Source organism: Pseudoalteromonas sp. APM04, assembly GCF_022809815.1.
GTDB lineage: Bacteria > Pseudomonadota > Gammaproteobacteria > Enterobacterales > Alteromonadaceae > Pseudoalteromonas > Pseudoalteromonas marina.
Genome location: NZ_CP094442.1, coordinates 74,369 through 95,476 on the forward strand (window position 1 = coordinate 74,369; position 21,108 = coordinate 95,476).

Sequence of the window (21,108 nt, forward strand, 5' to 3'; positions counted from 1 at the left end):
ATACCCGCTCATGTCAGGAGAATAAAAATGAGAGCGCCTTTAGGTAATTTAATGCAAGAAGATGAAGCTGAAGAAATAAACATGACACCCATGCTAGATGTTGTATTTATTATGCTTATCTTCTTTATTGTAACAGCTTCATTTGTTAAAGAAGCAGGCATTGACGTAAACCGCCCAGAAGCCGCAACTGCGGTTAAAAAAGAAAGAGCCAATATCTTAGTTGCTATTTCAGATAAGGGTGAAATTTGGATTAACAAACGCCAAATAGATGTTCGCGCAGTGCAGGCGAATATTGAACGATTAAAAGCTGAAAACCCACAAGGTAGCGTTGTAATTCAAGCCGATAAAAAAGCAACCACCGATACGTTAATTAAAGTAATGGATGCCGCACGCGCTGCAGGCGTGTTTGATGTGTCAATTGCGGCTCAAGAAGCGTAAGGGTAAGTAATGCGTTATTTAGTAGCATTAATTGTTGCCGGTGTAGTCACGTTTATGCTGTTTTTGGGCATGCAAGCACTTATAACCGGCGGTGAAGAGGCAATGAGCGAACCAGCTAAAGGCAATGTACTTGATTTTGTTCGTTTGAAAAAAGAAGAAAGTGTTCAAAAGAAAGAGCGTAAACCACAAAAGCCACCTACGCCAAAAGAGCCGCCACCACCAATGGAATCGCCACAAATGCAAAGTAGTGATGCTAATGCCAACGCTAACAACTTTGACTTTGGTGCTAATGTTGATGCCGAAGTGAACCTGGCGGGTGGATTAGCACTGGAAACGAGCGATGGCGAGTATTTACCCATTGTAAAAGTTGCACCGGTTTATCCGCGTCGTGCGCTATCGCGCGGTATTGAAGGGTATGTGATTGTTGAATTTACTGTGACAAAGCAAGGTACCGTTCGCGACCCGCAAGTATTAAAAGCAGAGCCTGAGTCGTTATTTGATCGGGCTGCAATGGACGCTGCTCTTAAATTTAAATATAAACCGCGTGTTGTCAACGGTGAAGCTGTTGAAGTAGCGGGTGTTCAGAACAAAATATCTTTTCAAATTGGCGGATAGTAGCTAACTAGAAAAGATCGTGAGGCGATTATGAAATTATTAACCAAAACTAAACTTTTAAAAGTAACACTACTTTGTACCACTGCGATAGGGTTCAGTATTGTTACACCCAGTGCACTAACGTTGTTACCTGGCGTATCAATAGCAAGTGCTCAAGCGGCGCAGGAGCAAAAAACAAAACGCGTTCCTGCGCTTCGTGAAAAAGTATACAGCCAACTGGCTCGCGCACAAAAATTGGCAGACGATGGCGATGTAAAAGCTGGACTTGAAGCACTCGATAGCATTAATGAACGTTCTTCAAGTATGAACTCGTACGAAATAGCCATGATGCATAATTTTTACGGGTTCATTTACTACAATCAAAATGACTTACCAAAAGCGATAGCTTCATTTGAACGCGTTGTGGCAGAAGAAGGGATCCCTGAAACATTGCGTTTAAGCACCACTTTTAGTTTAGCGCAGCTTGCAATGGCAAACAGCGATTACGATAAAGTCATTGCCTTTTTGGATAACTGGGATGAGATTAACACTCAGCCAATACCTGAAGGGTATTACTTACTTCGTGCACAAACGTATTACCAGTTGAAAGACTATAAGCAAGGCCTAGACTACATCACTAAAGTTATTTCATTAAGTGATGACGAAGGTAAAACCCCAAAAGAAAATTGGCTTGTATTACAGCGCGCTATGTTTTATTCACTAAATCAAACTAACAAAGTGGTTGAAGTGCTTGAACGCATGGTTAAGCTTTATGATAAACCAGAATACTGGGTACAGCTTTCGGGTATGTATGGTGAAACAGGGCAAGAGAAGAAGCAATTAGCTGTTATTGAAGCTGCCTATCAGCAAGGGTTTTTAACATCAAGAGCCGACTTACGCCAACTTGCTCAAGTTTACTTATACAATGGACTTGCTTTTAAAGCGGCAGAAGTTATGAGTAAAGCAATAGATAATGGCATTGCCGAAAAAACAGCTAAAAACTATGCGTTTGTAGCCGAGGCGATGATCCAAGCAAAAGAAGATGAAAAATCGATAGAGTATTTTGTTAAAGCCGCCGATTTATCAGATCATGGGCAATACGATCAGCGTTTAGCTGAGGTGTATGTTAATACAGAGCACTATGAAGATGCTGCCGATTCAGCGCGTAAAGCGCTTGATAAAGGGGGACTTGATTTTGAGTCAAATGCCTTTGTTGCACTGGGTATGGCGCAGTACAATTTGCAAAATTTCGATGCGTCTATTTTAGCGTTTGAACAAGCTGAAAAACACAAAAAATCACAGCGTTTGGCTAAGCAATGGATTAAGTATGTTAAACGTGAAAAAGTACATGCTGAAACGTTAAGAACCGCTCTGCTTTAAATTTTAAACCAACAAGTCACTACTTCGTTGGTGCTTGTAATATCAATTTCATAATCGCACTACGCAAGCCGGCTCAATAATAATTGAGTCGGCTTTTTTATTGCCTTGGTAATTAAGTTGTTGAATTTTAATAATATAGTTTTGTCATGTTATGTTTATTAAAGTGTAACTCCAGTGTCATATAGCTCCCGTAAGGTAAGCCCTGCTGATAACTCAAGTGACCTTAACGCATTATTAAGTGCTTTAAAGTGACTTGAGTTTTTATAAAGCGCTAACAAAATAATTAAATACTTTAACGGAGTGAACAATGAAATTATCTGACTTATTCAAAGTTAGTTTGATTGCAACTGCAGTATCTTTAGCGGGTTGTGGTGGTGACTTAGTAGTATCTGAAGGCGACACAACAATTAACGAAGGCGATACAATAACAAACGTTGTTGAAGGCGGCTCAGACACAGGCGGTGAAACGTCATCTCGTGATGATTCACAAAACGGCACAACTGGTTTCCCTACCACTGTTGACAACGCATTTGTTCAAGGCTTAGCCACAGACGTATCAAGCGAATTTCCGGAAATTACTGATAAGCCAGTGTATCGCCTAACAGCAGATACAACGTTCACTACCGATGCAACACTTACAAACGACGCGCATTGGATTGTAAATGGTCGTACAGCAGTAGGTAATGACCGTGCAGATAACGCAAAGCTTTATATTCAACAAGGTACAACAATTATTGGTGAATCTGGCGATGACTTTTTAGTCGTTCGTCGTGGTTCACAGCTTGAGTCGGTTGGTACAGTAAGCCAGCCAATTACTATGACCTCTATTCAAGATGTAACAGGTGGTGAAACAGCCATTGGTCAATGGGGGGGTTTAGTATTACTAGGTAATGCACCTGCTAACTCATGTGGCGACCAACAAGGTGAAGCAACAGCCGACGAGCTAGCTAACTGTGGTGTCTCTGCTGAAGGTGACGCAGGCCAGTTTGGTGGCGATGTTGCAGATGATAACTCAGGTACATTAAAGTATTTAATCGTTAAGCAAGCAGGTAAAACTCTGGGTAATGGCGATGAGCTAAACGGTATTTCGTTTGCCGGTGTAGGTTCTGCAACAACCGTTGATTACATTCAAGTACACGAAAACCTTGATGACGGTATCGAGTTTTTCGGTGGTACAGTTGATGTAAGCAATGTTGTATTAACCAGCATTGGTGATGATTCACTTGACTGGTCGTTCGGTTGGACAGGCTCTGCAACTAACGTATACATTCAACAAGCTGCAAACGTGGGCGATAATGCGATTGAAGCAGATAACTCTGAGTTTGATTCAAGTGCAACACCACTTACAATGCCAACCGTTTCAAACGTAACAATTGTAGGTGCTGAAGGTAACAACGGTATTCGTTTACGTGCAGGTACTGCGGGCGCATTAAGTAATGTATTCGTAACGGGTCCAGCTACTTATGAAAATTGTTTACGTGTAGGTTCAGACTCTGTACCACGCGCAGAAGATGGTACATTAACTATTACTAATTCAGTTGTTGCATGTCAAACAACAGCTAACAACTTTGGTAGTGAAGCGATTAATGGCGGCGATGTTAAATCGTGGTTTGAAGCTCAAGACGGCAACCAAACGCTAACTCCAGCAGATTTAATGCTTGATGATAATGGTTACACACCACTGCCGGGTTCACCGCTTATTGCCAATGGGCAAATTGGTGCATTTAATGGTACAACTAACTGGATGGAAGGTTGGACAGTAGGTATTAATGGCGGCTTCCCAACAGATATTTCAAATGCATTGGAGCAGGGTTTAGCGACCAATGTATCAAGTGAATTTCCACAAATTACCGATAAGCCTGTTTACCGTTTAACACAAGATACAACGTTTACAGCCGATGTAACGCTTACAAACGACGCACATTGGATTTTAAATGGCCGTACTGCGGTAGGTAACGATCGCGCTGATGCGACTACACTTTACGTTCAAGCGGGCACTACGCTTATTGGTGAAACTGGTGACGATTTCTTAGTTGTTCGCCGTGGTTCACAAATTAACGCTAATGGTAACGCAACAGCACCTATCACTATGACATCTATTCAAGATGTAACGGGTGGCGAAACAAATATTGGTCAATGGGGTGGTTTAGTATTACTTGGTAATGCACCTGCTAACTCATGTGGCGACCAACAAGGTGAGACTACACCAGAAGAGCTCGCTAACTGTGGTGTATCGGCAGAAGGTGATGCAGGTCAGTTTGGTGGTGATATCAGCGATGATAACTCAGGTGTTCTTCGTTACATTGTTGTAAAACATGCTGGTAAAACACTGGGTAATGGCGATGAACTAAACGGTATTTCTTTTGCTGGTGTAGGTTCACAAACTAAGGTTGAATATATCCAGGTTCATCAAAACCTAGACGACGGTGTAGAGTTTTTTGGTGGTACAGTAAATGTACGTAACATAGTACTGACTGATATTGGCGATGACGCATTTGATTGGTCGTTTGGTTGGACAGGTCGTGCACAAAATATCTATATTCAACAAAGTGCAGTTGAAGGCGATAATGCCATTGAAGCTGATAACTCTGAATTTGATTCAAATGCAACGCCATTGACTAAGCCACTTATTTCTAACGTAACAATTGTAGGTGCAGATGGTACTAACGGTGTTCGTTTACGTGCAGGTACAGCGGGTGTGCTTCGTAATGTTGTTATCACTGGCCCAGATGGGTATTCAAACTGTTTACGTGTAGGTTCTGACTCGGTAGCAAATGCAGAATCGGGTGAGCTTTCTATTGAAAACTCAGTAGTAGCCTGTAATGAAGATAATAACTTCGGTAGCGAAGCAATTGCTGGTGGTAACGTTCAATCGTGGTTTGAAGGCCAAACAGGTAACCAAACACTCACGGCTGCAAACCTAAGCTTAGCAACTGATGGATATACACCTAAGTCAAGTTCACCTTTACTTGGTGCAGGTGTTGATACCTCTGGCCTTGATTCGTTCTTCACTAAAACCGATTACATTGGTGCGTTTGACGGTGATAATAATTGGATGGAAGGCTGGACCGTTGCTATTAAACCTAGCTTCCCAACTGATATCCAAAACGCATTAGAGCAAGGGCTAGCAACAGATGTGTCTGCAAGTTTCCCAGCTATTACCGATAAGCCTGTTTACCAGTTAAATTCAGATGTTGTATTCACAGCTGATGTAACACTAACAAATGATGCACATTGGATCTTAAAAGGACGTACAGCTGTTGGTAATGACCGCGCAGATAACACAACATTGTATGTTCAGTTTGGTACAACATTAATTGGTGAATCGGGTGATGACTTTTTAGTTGTTCGTCGTGGTTCAAAAATTGAGGCCGTAGGCACAGCAACTCAGCCAATCACCATGACATCTATTCAAGATGTAACGGGTGGCGAAACAACGATTGGCCAATGGGGCGGCTTAGTATTATTAGGTAATGCACCGGCTAACTCATGTGGAGATCAAGAAGGTGAAGCAACAGCTGATGAACTTGCAAACTGTGGTGTATCTGCTGAAGGTGATGCTGGCCAATTTGGTGGTAATGACCCAGAAGATAACTCAGGTACATTAAAGTATGTTGCTGTAAAACAAGCCGGCAAAACTTTAGGTAATGGTGATGAACTAAACGGTATATCACTTGCTGGTGTAGGTAGCCAAACAGAGCTAGATTACATCCACGTTCATGAAAACCTAGATGACGGCGTAGAGTTTTTCGGTGGCACTGCAAACATCAGCCACTTAGTGCTTACTAATATTGGTGACGACTCTTTAGATTGGTCATTTGGTTGGACGGGTAAAGCGCAATACGTACTTATCAAACAATCAGGCTCTGAGGGCGATAACGCGATTGAAGCTGATAACTCTGAATTTGATTCAGATGCATCACCGCTTACTATGCCTACTATCTCTAATGTAACCATTATTGGTGACGCAGGCGTAAACGGTATTCGCTTACGTGCAGGTACTGCCGGCATACTTAAAAACGTAGTGGTAACCGGTGGCACAGATTACGCAAACTGTTTACGTGTAGGTTCTGACTCAGCACCACGTGCCGAAGACGGTTCACTTACTATCACTCACTCAGTGGTTGCGTGCGAAACAGCTAACAACTTTGGTACTCAAGCAATTGGTGATGGCAATGTTGAGTCTTGGTTCTTAGGTCAAGCGGGTAACTCAGTGCAAACAGCTGCAAGCCTTGCACTAGCGAGTAATGGTTACATGCCTTCAAGTGAATCATTACTACTAGGTGCAGGTTTTGATTCTTCTAGCCTAGATAGCTACTTTGATACAGTAGATTACATTGGTGCAATGGATGCACAAACAGACTGGACAGCGGGTTGGGTAAAAGTAGGTCTTTAACCTTAAACGCTTTAGGCCGGGCGAAAGCCCGGCTAATGTCTTGTTTTGTTTCGGAGTATAAAAATGAATTCTTATAAACCCTCTAAACTTGCCTTATCAACATTAAATTGCGCCGTTTTGGCTGCACTATTTGGTTGGTCGGTAAATACTGCTGCTGCAGAAGCCGACATTCAAGAGCAAGAAATAGAAGAAGTGGTTGCAGTAGGGCAACGACTCAAAGGGAGCGCAGGTGCAGTACTGCAAGAACGCCAAAATCAGGCGTTTGTTGCTGATATTATGGGTGCCGACCAAATTTCACGCACCGGCGATGGTGATGCTGCATCGGCTCTTCGCCGTGTAACAGGCTTAACCTTAGTTGACGGTAAATTTATATATGTGCGTGGTTTAGGTGAGCGTTACTCAAGTACACAATTAAATAGCATGTATGTACCAAGCCCCGATCCTACTCGCTCGGTTGTGCCACTCGATTTATTTCCATCTGAAATAATCGAAAGCTTAAGTGTACAAAAATCATTTTCACCAGATATGCCTGCGCATTTTGGTGGTGGTAATGTAAACATTCGTACCAAGTCTATTCCGTCTGACTTTTTATTTAAAGTACAAGTAGGCTCATCGTATAACACGTCAAATAGTGATTCTGGCTACTTTTACGAAGGCGGTGATGATGACTGGATGGGCCGTGATGATGGCACACGTGCGCTATCTAATGTATTTACTACAGCACTTACCAGCGACGCAGGCCTTGAAGGCAATATTAATTCTACGCTTGAAGAGCGTAAAAATCTTATTCAATCGCTTGATTGGAATGTAGGCATTAGCAAGGAAGATGTTGACCCAGCTATGAGCTTTTCTGTTGCCGTGGGCGACAGACTAGAAAGCGAAATAGGTACCTTTGGTGTGCTTGCGGCTGTTTCTTATGACAACGAATGGGAAGTTGTTCAAGAACAAAGTGGTTCAAGCCTAGGTAGTTTGGGTTGTGAGAACAAATGTTTTGCACAATATTACGATGGTACATCGACTGAACAAAATGTTCGCTGGAGCGGAACGTTAAACCTTGGCTATGAGTTTAACTCAAACCATCGATTTGAGCTTACTAACATTGCGTTACACGACATGAGCGATCGGGTTCGTAATCGTAACTATTACGATGCTAATGAAACCGAAGAGGGTGTTACTGAGCTTCGCCGTGTTGATATTAGCTACGAAGAACGTGAAATGTTTTCTTCTCAGCTTAAAGGCACGCATAACTTTCCAGAGCTAAATAATTTATTTTTTGATTGGTATGGTGGCTTAAGTAGAGCTAATCGTAACGCACCAGGCGGTTTAGATGTTGTTTTTCAACAAAACTATAACGACGGTGTATTTGAGTCAGAGCAGCTTCAAGATGTTGCAGCAACTAATATTACGCGTGAATACCAGGTACTTCACGATGACGTAGAAACATTTGGTTGGAACATGGGGTTACCTTTTTATGGGGACGGCTACGAGCTCGAACTTAAAATTGGCGGTGACTTTTCAGAAAAAAAACGTGATGCAAGCAATGTTAAATTTGGCATAACACACCGTGGTATAAGCGATGAGTTTACGTTTGGTAATAACATTAGCGATATTTTTGCTGATGCAAACACATCAAACGACGCGTTTTACACAAGTGCTACGGGTTCAGGTATTTTTGATGATGGCACAACTGACGGTGACAAATACAGTGCAGCGCATAAGTTAGATGCTTATTACTTTATGGCTGACTACTTTTTTGAAAATACATGGCGTATTACCGGCGGTGTTCGCTGGGAAGATTTCAAACAAGTATCGATTGGCTATCAGGCACACTCAAACTTATTCGAAAACACGCTTGAAGAAATTCAAGACGTTGTCATTAACGAAGATACTTTTTTTCCATCACTTGCTGTTACGTACATCATGGATGAAGAAATGCAGTTTCGCTTAAACGTGAGTGAAACCACTATTCGCCCAGATTTACGTGATGTAAGTACTTCGTTCTTTGTTGACCCGCTTACTGAATTTTTGGTTCGTGGTTCGCCTAGCTTACAAAGCTCTGAATTAACGAATGTTGATTTTAGGTTTGAGTGGTACATGCCAACAGGGAATAACCTGTCAGTTGCGTTGTTTTACAAGGACATAGAAAACCCAATTGAAATGGTTGAACTTGCAGGTGTAGGTGGTGCGTCTCCGCAATTACTTACGGCTAATGCGCAGTCGGGTAAGCTATCTGGTATTGAGGTAGATTTTTTAACTGACTTTGGTTTTATTAATAAAGATTGGTCGTCTGCATTTTTGTCGGGTAACGTAACGCTATCTGATTCGAGCGTCAATTTAGGTATAAATGACTCAGATAATGTCGATTCATTATTTGAAACGCAACTTAAAGAAGCACTCGAAGCCGATACCGTTTCAAACATTGTTACTAACAACAAACGCCGTTTAGTAGGCCACTCTGAATGGGTTGCTAACTTACAAATGGGTTACGATTCAGATGACGGTTTTCATTCAACATCGGTTATTTACAATGTGTTTGGGCCGCGAATTATCGTACCAGGTACGCGTGGAAATGAAGATGCTGAAGAAAAGTCATTTCACTCACTTGATTTAGTTTATTCTTACTTTCCTAACTTTAACTCTAAAGTTAATTTTAAAGTGAAGAATATTCTTGGCCAAGAAAAACAAATAGAGCAAGAAGGTTTAACCCTTTGGGGCCAAGATACAGGCACCGAGTTTAGCTTAAGCTATAGTTATGAATTTTAATTTTAGCTTGCGTTAAACCTTGTACATTCGCGCTATAAGCCCTGTATTAAATACAGGGTTTTTTTTATACCTTAATTTCGCATGAAAAATTTTTAAGTTCTGTTTTATTGACTAGTTTTAGCCGTCTAGCAGTGTTAGTTTGTTAACTTGAAAATTGAATCTCACGCAATGAATTTAATTTTTAATGTATTAAGGCATTTTTTATGAACAAAACAGTGGATAAAACAATGAAAAAAGTAGGTTTGGTCGGTTGGCGTGGCATGGTTGGCTCTGTGTTATTAGAGCGTATGGAAAAGCAAAATGATTTTGCCAATATAGACACCACTTTTTTTACTACCTCACAAGCCGGACAACTTGGTCCTGATTTAGCGGGTGATGCAAAACCGCTACTTGATGCAAGCGATGTATCTGAACTTGCAAAAATGGATATTATTGTTACGTGTCAAGGGGGCGATTACACCAAAGCGGTTTACCCAAAGCTTCGTGAATCGGGGTGGGATGGTTACTGGATTGATGCAGCTTCTGCACTTCGTATGAGTGATGACAGCATTATTGTGCTTGACCCTGTAAATAAAGATGTCATTACTCAAGGTTTAGAGCAAGGCGTTAAAACCTTTGTTGGCGGTAACTGTACTGTGTCGTTAATGCTACTCGCTTTAGGTGGTTTGTTTGAGAAAGACCTTATTGAATGGGTAAGCCCTATGACTTACCAAGCAGCCTCGGGTGCGGGTGCACGCAATATGAAAGAGCTGATTTCACAAATGGGCGCTATTCATTCAAGTGTTGCTCAGCAACTCGATAACCCAAGTTCAGCTATTTTAGAAATTGATAAAATAGTCAGTGAAAAAATGGCTTCAAGCGATTTACCACAAGATCAATTTGGCGTGCCATTAGCAGGTAGCTTGATCCCATGGATTGACGTGCCTATGCCAAGTGGACAATCAAAGGAAGAATGGAAAGCACAAGTTGAAGCTAACAAAATTTTAGGCTCTACCCAGCAGCCTGTACCTATTGATGGTTTATGTGTTCGTATTGGCGCAATGCGTTGTCATAGCCAAGCAATGACTATTAAATTACGCGAAGACATAAGCGTCGAAAAAATAGAAGAAATATTAGCCTCGCACAACGAATGGGTTAAGGTTATCCCAAATGAGCGTGATATTACATCCACCGATTTAACGCCGGTGAAAGTAACAGGCACGCTAAGTATCCCAGTGGGACGTATTCGTAAGCTTGCTATGGGACCTAAATATATTAGCGCTTTCACAGTGGGCGATCAGCTTTTATGGGGTGCAGCAGAGCCACTTCGTCGTATGCTTCGCATTATTGTAGACGCTGAATAATTTCAGTTTTTAACTTTTCTATTTTATAGGGTTAGCATAGTGCTAACCCTTTTTAGTTTTTATTCCTTCCTTTCACACTTTTTTGTGGCCTTTAAATAACCGCCTGTGTGGCATAGCCATTGCAAAAGCTAAAATAGTATTTTGCGTGCACCCAGTAATTTAAGTACTTTACAGCGCAGTTGTGCTTATTTTGTGTAGTTTTTACACATTGTCATGCTCATAATTACACAAATAAGGATGGTTATATGGCGTTAATTTCAAAGGTTACTCAAGCTAAATGGTTTACTGGTTTTGTTTTAATCATTGTGCTTTTATTAATATTCCGTGTTGGTGCGCCCCATGCTATTCAATATTATGTTAATCAACAAATTAAACACACGCAGGGAATAACAGGCCACGTAGGTGACGTTGATTTATATTTATACCATGGTGCGTATGCTATTGACGGCATAAAAATTTATGCCAAAGAGGATAATTTAGCGCCTAAACCGCTACTTAGCGTTGCAACCCTCAATTTTTCACTTTCATGGTCAGCACTACTGAAAGGGAATTTAGTGACAAATATGCAATTTACCTACCCTGAAATTGTGGTTTACGACAAAGCCCCTAATAAAACAGAGCAAAATAAACAAGTTAAAAATGAAACAACCTGGGTAGGGCTTGCTAATAATTTAGTCCCTTTTTCAATTGACACTTTAAGTATTGATAACGGTAAAGTTTCGTTAGTAAATGCCACCAGCGAGGGTGATAAACCTACCTATATCTCAAATATTGATGCAGAGATTAAAAACATAACCAATGCTCAAAACCTTACAAAAACCTTAGTGACTTCGTTAAACGTAGAAGGGGATTTAATGGGCGAAGCTGCATTGTCTCTTAAAGGGCAATTAGACCCATTTAGTGAAAAAGCAAACTTTGACTTTAATGTAGAGGTTCAACGTTTTTCGGTTAAACACCTAGAAACGGTTTTTAAAGTGTATACCCCGTTTGACATTGAAGCTGGTGGCATAGATGGTGCAATGGAGGTTGCTGCAAAAGACAATGTTTTAAACGGCTATGCAAAGGCCGGTGTTTATAACTTGAGTGTTTTTTCGTGGCGTGAAGATATAGAAGAAGACGAAGACGGATTGTTCACTGCTATTTTTGAAGGCAGTATAGATATACTCAGCGAATTACTTGAAAATGATAAGTCTGAGTTAGTTGCTGCGCGCATACCGATCGATGGCACATTAAACAACACCGATATATCTACGTTTCAGGCAGTGGTGTCGGTATTAAAAAATGCGTTTTTAGAGGCGTTTAAAATGGAAGTGGACGACGTGATATCGTTTGAAACAGTAGAAAGTACATCAAATGAGTAACAGGCTAATTGAGTTTTAAGCCCCACAAACATATTTTGTGAGGCTTAAACTGTTACTTTTTACTCAGCAATGTTTTTAACTCTGCTATTTGCGCTTGTAATTCGTTAACTTGTCCTTGTGTTGCAGGAAGCGAGTCGTTATCGGCCTGTTCTTCTCGTGCATTTCGGTGTTCTTCACCCATTACTTCTAAAATTGCGCCAACCATCATATTCAAAAACACAAAGGCGGTTAAAAATATAAAGGTCAGGTAGTAAATCCAGCTTAGCTCGTACACCGCCATTGTTTCGTACATTATGTCGGTCCAATCTTCAAAGGTCGCTATTCTAAATAGCGTTAGCATTGAAATAGACACATCTTGCCAAAGCACGGGGTTAATGTCGGCAAACATCATACTGCCCATAGCGGCGTAAATATAAAAAATAACAAACATAAGCAGAGCTATGTAGCCCATTTGCGGGATTGCTTTAAGCAAGGAGTTAACGAGTAATCTAAGTTCAGGGATCATCGACACTAATCTGAGCACTCTAAATATACGTAGTAAACGCGCTATTAGCATTGTAGAGCCCGCAGCGGGGTATAAACTACCCAATACAATAATGGTGTCGAATATATTCCAGCCCTTCGAAAAGAAGTCTTTTATGCCTTTGCTTGCAACAAAGCGAATAATCAGCTCAATTAAAAAGAATGCGGTTATGCCAATATCCATCCAGTTAAGTGCAAGCTCAACCGTAGGATGAAGACTATAGGTATGAGCGCCTACAGTAAGGGCAGAAACAATAATGACAGCTATAACAAATGATTGAAATATCTTGCTTTTGTCTATACGCTGAAACAAAGCTTGTAACTGCGACATCATAATAAGTGGTCCTGTAAATACGAAGATTTTTATGGCGCTAATATACAATATATTCGGCATAATTTAACGTCTTTTTAAACGCAATAGTGTAAGGAAATTTAATGGTTATTAATAAATTAAAAGTGTGTGCTGTATTTATAATCGGATTACCTATTTTAGCCGGGTGTAGTTCCGACGCACGCTTTGAACAATTGCAATCAGCCCGCCTTAACGAATGTAATTACAAAGCCGATAAAGAGTATTATGAGTGCCTTAAAGAGCAAGACTCAAATTACGAAGAATTTAAAAAACAACAAGCAGAAAAAAGTAAATAATCTTCCTCATGACTAAAACACAAAAACAACGAGACAAACAAATACGCGCAGCGCTGACTAAAGCCTGTGAGTCTATAAAAGACTCAGTGACCGATTTTGCATACCTTACTCACACTGTTGATTTAAATAACGAAGCTAACACCTTAAAAGTTAACTGCTATTTTGAAGATACTATAGCGCTTAATAACGCTGATTCTGAGTTTGAACACCTTAAATCTATAATTATTACTCAACTAGCGGGTATTAAATTGACGATGAAACCGACACATATCGTGTTTTTTGCCAATTAAAATGGGTTTTGTTGGTTTGCCTGCAGTTGGGCGTTATAATTAAAAAAATTATATTTAGGGTTTAAATAATGGCTGTTCCTTCTCGTTCGCAAATATCACCAGGCACTGTAGTTAATATTGTTTTAAAAGAAGATCAACGAAGCGGTACATTAACGGAAGGCGTGGTAGAGCGTTTATTAACTAAATCACCAAACCACCCGCATGGTATTAAAGTGAGATTAGAAGATGGCCAAGTAGGCCGAGTAAAAGAGATTCTATAATGGCAGCGTTATCAGAGCAGGCTTTTTGGGAATTAGTGACTACACCCGACTTAGGCCTTGATCCGCAAAGTGTAAGCGACCACCTTAAAGCAAACCTAAGCAATTTAGACGATCAGCAACTTATTGCATTTGATAAGTTTTTTGGCATAAATATGCGTAAATGTTTTACATGGGATTTATTTGGCGCTGCATTTGTTATGGCAGGCTGCAATGACGAATATGGTTTTAGTGAGTTTAGATGTTGGCTTATTTCACGCGGTAAAGCAGTGTTTGATAACGCGCTCGTTAATGCCGACTCCATTGCATCATGTACACCTGTTTATCACTTAAATGAACAGCCTTACCCATACATTGATGAGTACGACCTCATCGCCGGCTTATTATATGAAGAGCGCAACGAAGATGAATTACCCTTCGTGCCATCAGGCGATCAACCCGCAGGTAAACGCTTTAAAGACAAAGCAAAATTTTTAAAACAAGCCTACCCGCAATTATTCGCAAAATATTGGCAGTAAGACGCTAATTTTGCATTATTCTTAACGATTTTTTGAAACAGAGTACTGCGTAGATATTTAATTTGTTTATGCAGTTTTTTGTACGCTTATCATTTATTTTTTACACCTTTAAAATTCAAATCATAGTTTCAATTAATTATTCAGTTACTTTTTACATTAGTTAACAATTGTACCTATTAAACTAGCTTTTTGAATGACTCTTCATTATCAAATATGTTACATTTGAGCGTTTTTAAATGAATAGACACTGAATAATTACAATATACGACATAGGAATGTTATGTATAAAACACTTTCATCGGGATTGATAGCATTTTGCTTTTTGAACACTCTAAGTTCTCAAGCTGCTGTTTCACAGCGAATAAATAAATCATCCACCCAAGAAGTTAAGCAACTTTTAAATCAAAACGCCTCTATAGCTAATAACCCTTCTGCAAGTTCTTATTTTGTAGAATTAGAACAACCTCAGTTAAGCCTTTCACAACAAGTTAATGCGTCTTCGAAGAAGATGCAGCAATACTTCTCTGGAGTTCCAGTGTGGGGTCAGCAAATCAGAGTTCAGTCTAACTCTGAACATATTAGTGGTTTTTTTGCTAAAAACATTAACTTTGCATCTTTGAATAAAACAGCGAGCACCACTTTTGATCAGTCAAAAGCGGTTCAATCCTTGCTGACTAAGTCTAAATTAGATGATTCACTAGAGAGTGAAATAATAAATAATAAGCGCTACATTTATATTCACGATGGCAAAGCTTATTACGTTCGCTTAATTGAACTCAAAGTAACTGAGAATGGCATTGAAAAAATGCCAATTGGTTTAATAAGTGAATCTACTTACCAGATTTTTGAACTGTGGGACAATATTCAGAGCGTTGACGGAACAGGGCCTGGTGGTAATCAAAAAATTGGCCAATATGAATACGGTACAGATAAAGACGCCTTTAATGTTACTCAAGTTGGTGAGACCTGTTTTTTAGAGAATGACAAAGTGAAAACGGTCACTATGGAGTCGGGCTCTGAGCCAAGTGAAGCCTTTTCATTCTCGTGTGATCGTAATACACATAAGGAAATAAATGGTGCTTTTTCTCCATTAAATGACGCTCATGCATTTGGAACCGCTGTTTTTGATATGTATCAGCAATGGTACAACACTGCACCGCTTACATTTCAATTGTTAATGCGAGTTCACAGTGGAGATAACTGGGAAAATGCCACCTGGAATGGCCAAGCAATGACCTTTGGTGATGGCGCTGATAGGTTTTACCCGCTGGTTTCACTTGATATTGTATCTCATGAGGTTAGTCACGGTTTTACTAGTCAAAACTCCAATCTAATTTACTCTAATCAATCAGGCGGAATTAACGAGTCTTTCTCTGATATGGCAGGCGAAACCGCAGAATATTTTTTACGTGGTGAAACCGACTGGCTATCAGGGGCGGATATTTCAAAAGTAGATCCAGCTCTACGTTACTTTGAAACGCCTTCATTAGATGGCGTTTCTATTGATAAAGCCAGCGATTTTTACCCCGGCATGGATGTTCACTTTAGTAGTGGTGTTTTCAATCGTGCTTTTTTCCTGCTTTCAAATACTGAAGGTTGGGATCCTCAAAAAGCATTTGAAATAATGCTAAAGGCAAATCAAAACTACTGGGTTAATTCAAGTGGTTTTATTGATGGTGCATGTGGTGCAATCAACTCTGCAATTGACCTAAATTATAATGCATCTGATGTAATTTCAGCATTTAATGAAGTAGAAGTTATTTGCGATAATATTAAGTTTGTCGATACTGATTCAGATTTAATGGATGATTACTGGGAGCTTTTATACGGACTAGACCCTTCAGATGCTGATGATGCCAATTTAGATTTAGACCAAGATGGCCTTTCTAACTTGGAAGAATACTTGGCAAATACCCTTCCAAACTCAGTTGATACTGATGCTGATAGTTTATCTGATTACGATGAATTAAACGTCTACATGACGATGCCTAACAATGCGGATTCAGATTCTGATCGTATGCCAGACGGTTGGGAAGTCACTTTTGCATTTAATCCACTCGATGCAGCTGATGCAGAACTTGATTTTGATGCCGATAGCTGGGCTAACTTAATTGAGTATTATGGCAACAGCGACCCAACTGATCCAAACTCTGAACCTTCTGTTTTTCCTGAAACTACCTATAACTTTGATGACGCAATAGTCCCTGAATTTTTAGTTTCTTCAAATCCTCAAGCGCCTTGGTTTATTACTGATTATGACGGTCATGATGGCTTAGTGTTATCTAGCAGTGATATTACTGATTCGCAACAAACGAGCATTGAGTTTCAATTTTTAAGTGACGAACAACGTTTTGTTAACTTTAACTACCTATTGGAAACTGAAACAAATTATGACTTCTTCAAAGTTTATATTAACGATACATTAGTGCTTGATGAGTCAGGCTTAACTGACTGGAAGGTGGCTTCTTTTCCCGTACCTGCTGGGTTCAATACAGTTAAGTTTTTGTACACTAAAGACGTTATAGTATCTGAAGGTTTAGACGCTGTATTTATCGATAATTTATATATTGGGCCTAACTTCCCTGACTCTGATGGTGATGGTATGTCAGATATGTGGGAATTATCGTATGGTTTGGATATAAATACTGACGATTCAGCACTTGATTTAGACAACGATGGTTTATCTAACCTTCTTGAGTTTTTAAATAACGGTTTACCTAACAACTCAGATACTGATGGCGATTTAATGCCTGATGGGTGGGAGTATAACAACAGCCTAAATCTTACAGATGCCGCAGATGCGTCACAAGATGCTGACAATGATGGATTTACTAACTTTACAGAGTATCAAGCAAATACAGATCCTCAGTCAGATACCTCTTACCCTGTTGTTTTAAATATCACAACGTCATTTGAAAGCGATACACTTCCAACATGGATGATCGAATCTGTAGACTCAAGTGCACCGTGGTTTATAACAGACGATTTTGCCACACAGGGCTCACAAAGTATTCGCTCTGGGGATATCTCTGATTCTCAGTTTAGCGGGTTTACCGTCACGGGCTTATTTGAAGAAGGGGTTCTAGCGTTTGATTATAAAATAGATTCTGAATCTTGTTGTGACTTTTTTATCGTGACTATAGATGGCCAAGAAGTTATTGGTAATGCTGAACGTGGAAATTTGGACGCACCTGATCCAACTTCATTTTTAGTTAATATTAGTGAAGGGGTGCATAAGATTGAGTTCAAATATACCAAAGACGGATCAGTATCAACTGATGCTGATGCAGTATGGCTTGATAATTTTGCTATGCTTCCAGTCGGTGATCAAACCGATACTGATAACGATCAAATGCCAGACTACTGGGAAGTACTAAATGGTTTAAATCGTTTTGATGCAAGTGATGCACAATCTGACAATGACACTGACAGCCTTTCAGCCCTCGATGAGTATAACCTAGGAACAAATCCAAATTCAGCTGACACAGATTCTGATGAGTTAAGTGATGGCTATGAAGTTAATAATAGCTTGCTACCACTTGACCCTTCAGATGCGAGTTTAGATTTTGATGCTGATGGTTACACTAATATCCAAGAGTTCTATGGGCAAAGCCTTGCTAATGACGCAACATCAACTGTGCAGTCTTTTTCTCAGCTAAATGAAAGCTTTGAAGAAGGGCTTTTGCCAGCTATGTTTACTGAGCTTGCAGAACATACTACACAATGGCAGCTTAATACCAACTGGTCTACGGATGGTACATCAAGTTTAAGCCTAAATACTTCTCCAGCCGGTAGCATAAGCGGCTTTGCTATTGCAGGGTTATTTGAGGCAGGGTTCATTAATTTAGATTACTTTTCAAACAGTAACTCGTCATTCCAAATTAGTGTTAACGGTACTCAGTACAATATTAAGCATTATCGCTCTCGTTTGTTAATTCCGGTAAATGATGGTTTTAATATTGTGAAGGTAAAATACGAAAGTCCTTACTTAGCAGATATGCCTTTTTCAGTTGATAATATCTCATGGACTGCTGAGCTGGATGTAGTTAGTGACTTTGATGGCGACGGTATTCCAGATTATTGGGAAGCACAGAATGGACTAAATGCACTTGATTCTTATGATGCATCAAATGATCCAGACTACGACGGTTTATCTAATTTAAACGAGTATCAGATGTCGAGTAATCCGCTTTCTACAGATACAGATGGCGACGGTGTGCAAGATAGTGAAGATAGCCACCCAACTGATTCTAGTTTGGGTGAAAATATAGCCCCTGTTTTTGTATCAAGTTTAGAGCCTATTACTCTTGAAGCAACCTCTCAATATACTAACCTTACAAATATTTTTGTTCCTGAGGCAACTGATAACGGGCATTTAGAACCTTATGTTTATACTGCTTCTGGGTCTTACTTGCCCCTTGGTGAACATCAAGTTACATGGGTTGCTCGTGATTTTGTTGGTAACGAGACGACGGCTATTCAAACGGTAACCATAGTTGACACAACGCCACCTGTTATACAAGACTATTACTTAGTTAATGTTTATGGCAGCTCAATCGATGACATAAAATCGGCATTGTTTAACTCTAATGCTATCTACGATAGCGTATCGGATGTAGCTAATATCGATATTGATAGTAACTTTGTGTTTAGAACCGGGGATATCTTAATTCCTGTTTCAGCCGTTGATGGAGCGGGTAATACTTCTACAGGTGAAGTAAATGCTCATGTTTTTCCTAAAGTCAGTATCCAGCCTACTACGTATGTTTACCAAAATGGTAATGCGGTTATTGATGTATTCATAAGTGGTAAAAGCCCATACGGTTCAGTAAGCTTTGATTTGATTGGAAATAATACTAGTAAATATATATCTACAAACCATCATGGCCTTGTCAAGGTAGAGTTAGAACGTGAGTTCTTTGAAAATGCGTCTAATATTCGCATTAATAGGAGAAGTAGTTCATTTACCGATAGAAATGATACTAGCCAGCTAGTCTTTCTAAATGAAACTGCAAAACCTGAATTTATTACTAATCTATATCAAGATGGAAAAGTAATAAGCAATATAGTCCAACGTGATTCATCAGACTTTATTGTTGAAGTTAATGCAGTTAATTTACCTAGTGCAGCAGCTGATAATTCAATAGAGCTTCAGCTATCTTCACAAGGTGATTACTTTGTAAATAAAGTTGGTCACTCAAAGTGGAATATTACTTTGACGCCTCAATTACTTACAGATTCTGATAATTTAGACATTGCATTCACTATAAAACAAAATAGTGAAGCTGTTGCAACGGATCAAATTAGTTTACGTGTGATTGACGCAGTTACTTTCAATGATCTTGAGTTAGATACTGATGGTGATGGTATTCCTGATGCTGAAGAAGGTGTGAGCGATGGCGATAAAGACGGCATTGTTGATTACTTAGATAGCTCTTCTATTACGCACTCAGCTGTTTTAGATTCAGGTGATATGGTTCGTAGCATCGATGAGTTTAACCACCTTTCGGTAGGTAATATTAAACAGGCTACTGTAACGCAAATGATTGCTGATATGTCTATTTCAGAGCAAGACTTAAGTACTTACTTTGATAGCTTAGACATTACAGAACCTCACTTTCAAGCTAAAAGTGATATTGTAAATATCCACATTACACTTTCAAACTCATCGGGTACGGCTGAGATTGCGATACCAGAGTATGTTAACTCTCTTTTAAGTTCAGAAATGCAAATTCGTTTGTTATCTAATACTGGTTGGCAGTCGGTCGCAAAGCTAACTGGTAACGTGTACGAGCAAATTTGTTCAGGTTGCTTTACTTTTGCAGTAACAGACGGCAGTGAATTTGACTTAGACGGTGAAGTTAATGGTGTGATTGAATTAGTTGCTAAGTTAGCTGAAGAAAGCTTAAACCAAGCGCCTGTTTTAGATGTAACAATTCCAGCAACCATTGAAGAGCTTTCAACTATTGAGCTTGATGCGTCAGGAACAACAGACCCTGATGGTGATTTGCTAAGTTTTGAGTGGAGTATTGATCATCCTCAATTATCACTGGTGCCTTCAGAGACAGACAGTAAAGCGACACTGACTGTAGGTGAATTAGAGGAAACATTCACTACAGATATCACTTTATTAATCTCAGATGGTTACGAGCAATTCACAGAGGTATATACAGTGACCTTTATGCACGTTAATCAATTACCAGCAGTTGAGTTGAGCTCATCTTCTTTATCGGTTGATGAGGGTAAAGACGTTAGCATTACAGCAACAGCGACAGACAAAGAGTCATCTGAACTTACTTATAGCTGGGTTCAAACACAAGGTATAGAAGTCGCAATTGAAGATGCTAATTCAAATACATTGTCGTTTACAGCGCCAAGTGTATCTGTAACAAGTGAACTTGGCTTTAAACTCAGCGTTTCTGATGGTGAAGGGGAGACAGAGCAAAGTGTTATCGTTACCGTTAATGATGTACCTGTTGCACTGCCAACACCTAAAGAAAGTGATAAAAGTGGAGGGGGGTCTTTAAGTTTCTTCTTATTACTCTTAACCGCTTTGTTTGTTTATAGAAGAGCACAGTTGTTTCACAAATAACAACAG

At 39.8% G+C, this 21,108-nt stretch carries 13 protein-coding genes; 12 read left to right on the plus strand and 1 reads right to left on the minus strand.

Annotation, left to right across the window (positions count from 1 at the left end; genetic code table 11):
- Positions 1 to 27: 27 nt before the first annotated feature.
- The 7 genes from MTP24_RS16315 to MTP24_RS16345 all read left to right on the plus strand — a co-directional run bounded on the left by MTP24_RS16315 (position 28) and on the right by MTP24_RS16345 (position 12,275).
- Entirely contained in the window at positions 28 to 438 is a 411-nt protein-coding gene (locus MTP24_RS16315) for a biopolymer transporter ExbD (protein WP_006793481.1), read from the plus strand.
- A gap of 9 nt (positions 439 to 447) precedes the next feature.
- Entirely contained in the window at positions 448 to 1,053 is a 606-nt protein-coding gene (locus MTP24_RS16320; protein WP_243534222.1) for an energy transducer TonB, read from the plus strand.
- Positions 1,054 to 1,083: 30 nt separating this feature from the next.
- Positions 1,084 to 2,412: a CDC27 family protein gene (locus MTP24_RS16325; RefSeq protein WP_203987583.1), complete on the plus strand. Its 1,329-nt coding sequence runs from the start codon at positions 1,084 to 1,086 to the stop codon at positions 2,410 to 2,412.
- Between the two features lie 307 nt (positions 2,413 to 2,719).
- Complete coding sequence (locus MTP24_RS16330; RefSeq protein ID WP_243534224.1) at positions 2,720 to 6,808, plus strand: hypothetical protein; 4,089 nt, start codon at positions 2,720 to 2,722, stop codon at positions 6,806 to 6,808.
- A gap of 63 nt (positions 6,809 to 6,871) precedes the next feature.
- Positions 6,872 to 9,571: a TonB-dependent receptor gene (locus MTP24_RS16335; RefSeq protein ID WP_243534226.1), complete on the plus strand. Its 2,700-nt coding sequence runs from the start codon at positions 6,872 to 6,874 to the stop codon at positions 9,569 to 9,571.
- A 203-nt stretch (positions 9,572 to 9,774) separates the two neighbouring features.
- Positions 9,775 to 10,914 carry an aspartate-semialdehyde dehydrogenase gene (asd, locus tag MTP24_RS16340; protein WP_138740591.1) on the plus strand — a complete coding sequence of 380 codons (1,140 nt, stop codon included), beginning with the start codon at positions 9,775 to 9,777 and terminating at the stop codon, positions 10,912 to 10,914.
- A gap of 245 nt (positions 10,915 to 11,159) precedes the next feature.
- Positions 11,160 to 12,275 carry a DUF748 domain-containing protein gene (locus MTP24_RS16345; RefSeq protein WP_243534228.1) on the plus strand — a complete coding sequence of 372 codons (1,116 nt, stop codon included), beginning with the start codon at positions 11,160 to 11,162 and terminating at the stop codon, positions 12,273 to 12,275.
- A 52-nt stretch (positions 12,276 to 12,327) separates the two neighbouring features.
- Here the strand turns inward: MTP24_RS16345 and MTP24_RS16350 are convergent, their stop codons facing one another.
- Entirely contained in the window at positions 12,328 to 13,131 is an 804-nt protein-coding gene (locus MTP24_RS16350) for an ion transporter (RefSeq protein ID WP_006793489.1), read from the minus strand.
- Between the two features lie 101 nt (positions 13,132 to 13,232).
- Between MTP24_RS16350 and MTP24_RS16355 the strand changes: the two genes are divergently transcribed.
- The 5 genes from MTP24_RS16355 to MTP24_RS16375 all read left to right on the plus strand — a co-directional run bounded on the left by MTP24_RS16355 (position 13,233) and on the right by MTP24_RS16375 (position 21,102).
- Positions 13,233 to 13,445, plus strand: a complete 213-nt coding sequence (locus MTP24_RS16355) for a hypothetical protein (RefSeq protein ID WP_008131755.1) — start codon at positions 13,233 to 13,235, stop codon at positions 13,443 to 13,445.
- 8 nt (positions 13,446 to 13,453) lie between these two features.
- Positions 13,454 to 13,735 carry a hypothetical protein gene (locus tag MTP24_RS16360; protein WP_243534230.1) on the plus strand — a complete coding sequence of 94 codons (282 nt, stop codon included), beginning with the start codon at positions 13,454 to 13,456 and terminating at the stop codon, positions 13,733 to 13,735.
- A 68-nt stretch (positions 13,736 to 13,803) separates the two neighbouring features.
- Positions 13,804 to 13,995: a YwbE family protein gene (locus MTP24_RS16365; RefSeq protein ID WP_006793492.1), complete on the plus strand. Its 192-nt coding sequence runs from the start codon at positions 13,804 to 13,806 to the stop codon at positions 13,993 to 13,995.
- Positions 13,995 to 14,510 carry a DUF4240 domain-containing protein gene (locus MTP24_RS16370; protein WP_243534232.1) on the plus strand — a complete coding sequence of 172 codons (516 nt, stop codon included), beginning with the start codon at positions 13,995 to 13,997 and terminating at the stop codon, positions 14,508 to 14,510. Before MTP24_RS16365 ends, MTP24_RS16370 begins: the two co-directional genes overlap by 1 nt.
- 280 nt (positions 14,511 to 14,790) lie before the next feature.
- Positions 14,791 to 21,102: a M4 family metallopeptidase gene (locus MTP24_RS16375; protein WP_243534235.1), complete on the plus strand. Its 6,312-nt coding sequence runs from the start codon at positions 14,791 to 14,793 to the stop codon at positions 21,100 to 21,102.
- The last annotated feature ends 6 nt before the right edge of the window (positions 21,103 to 21,108 follow it).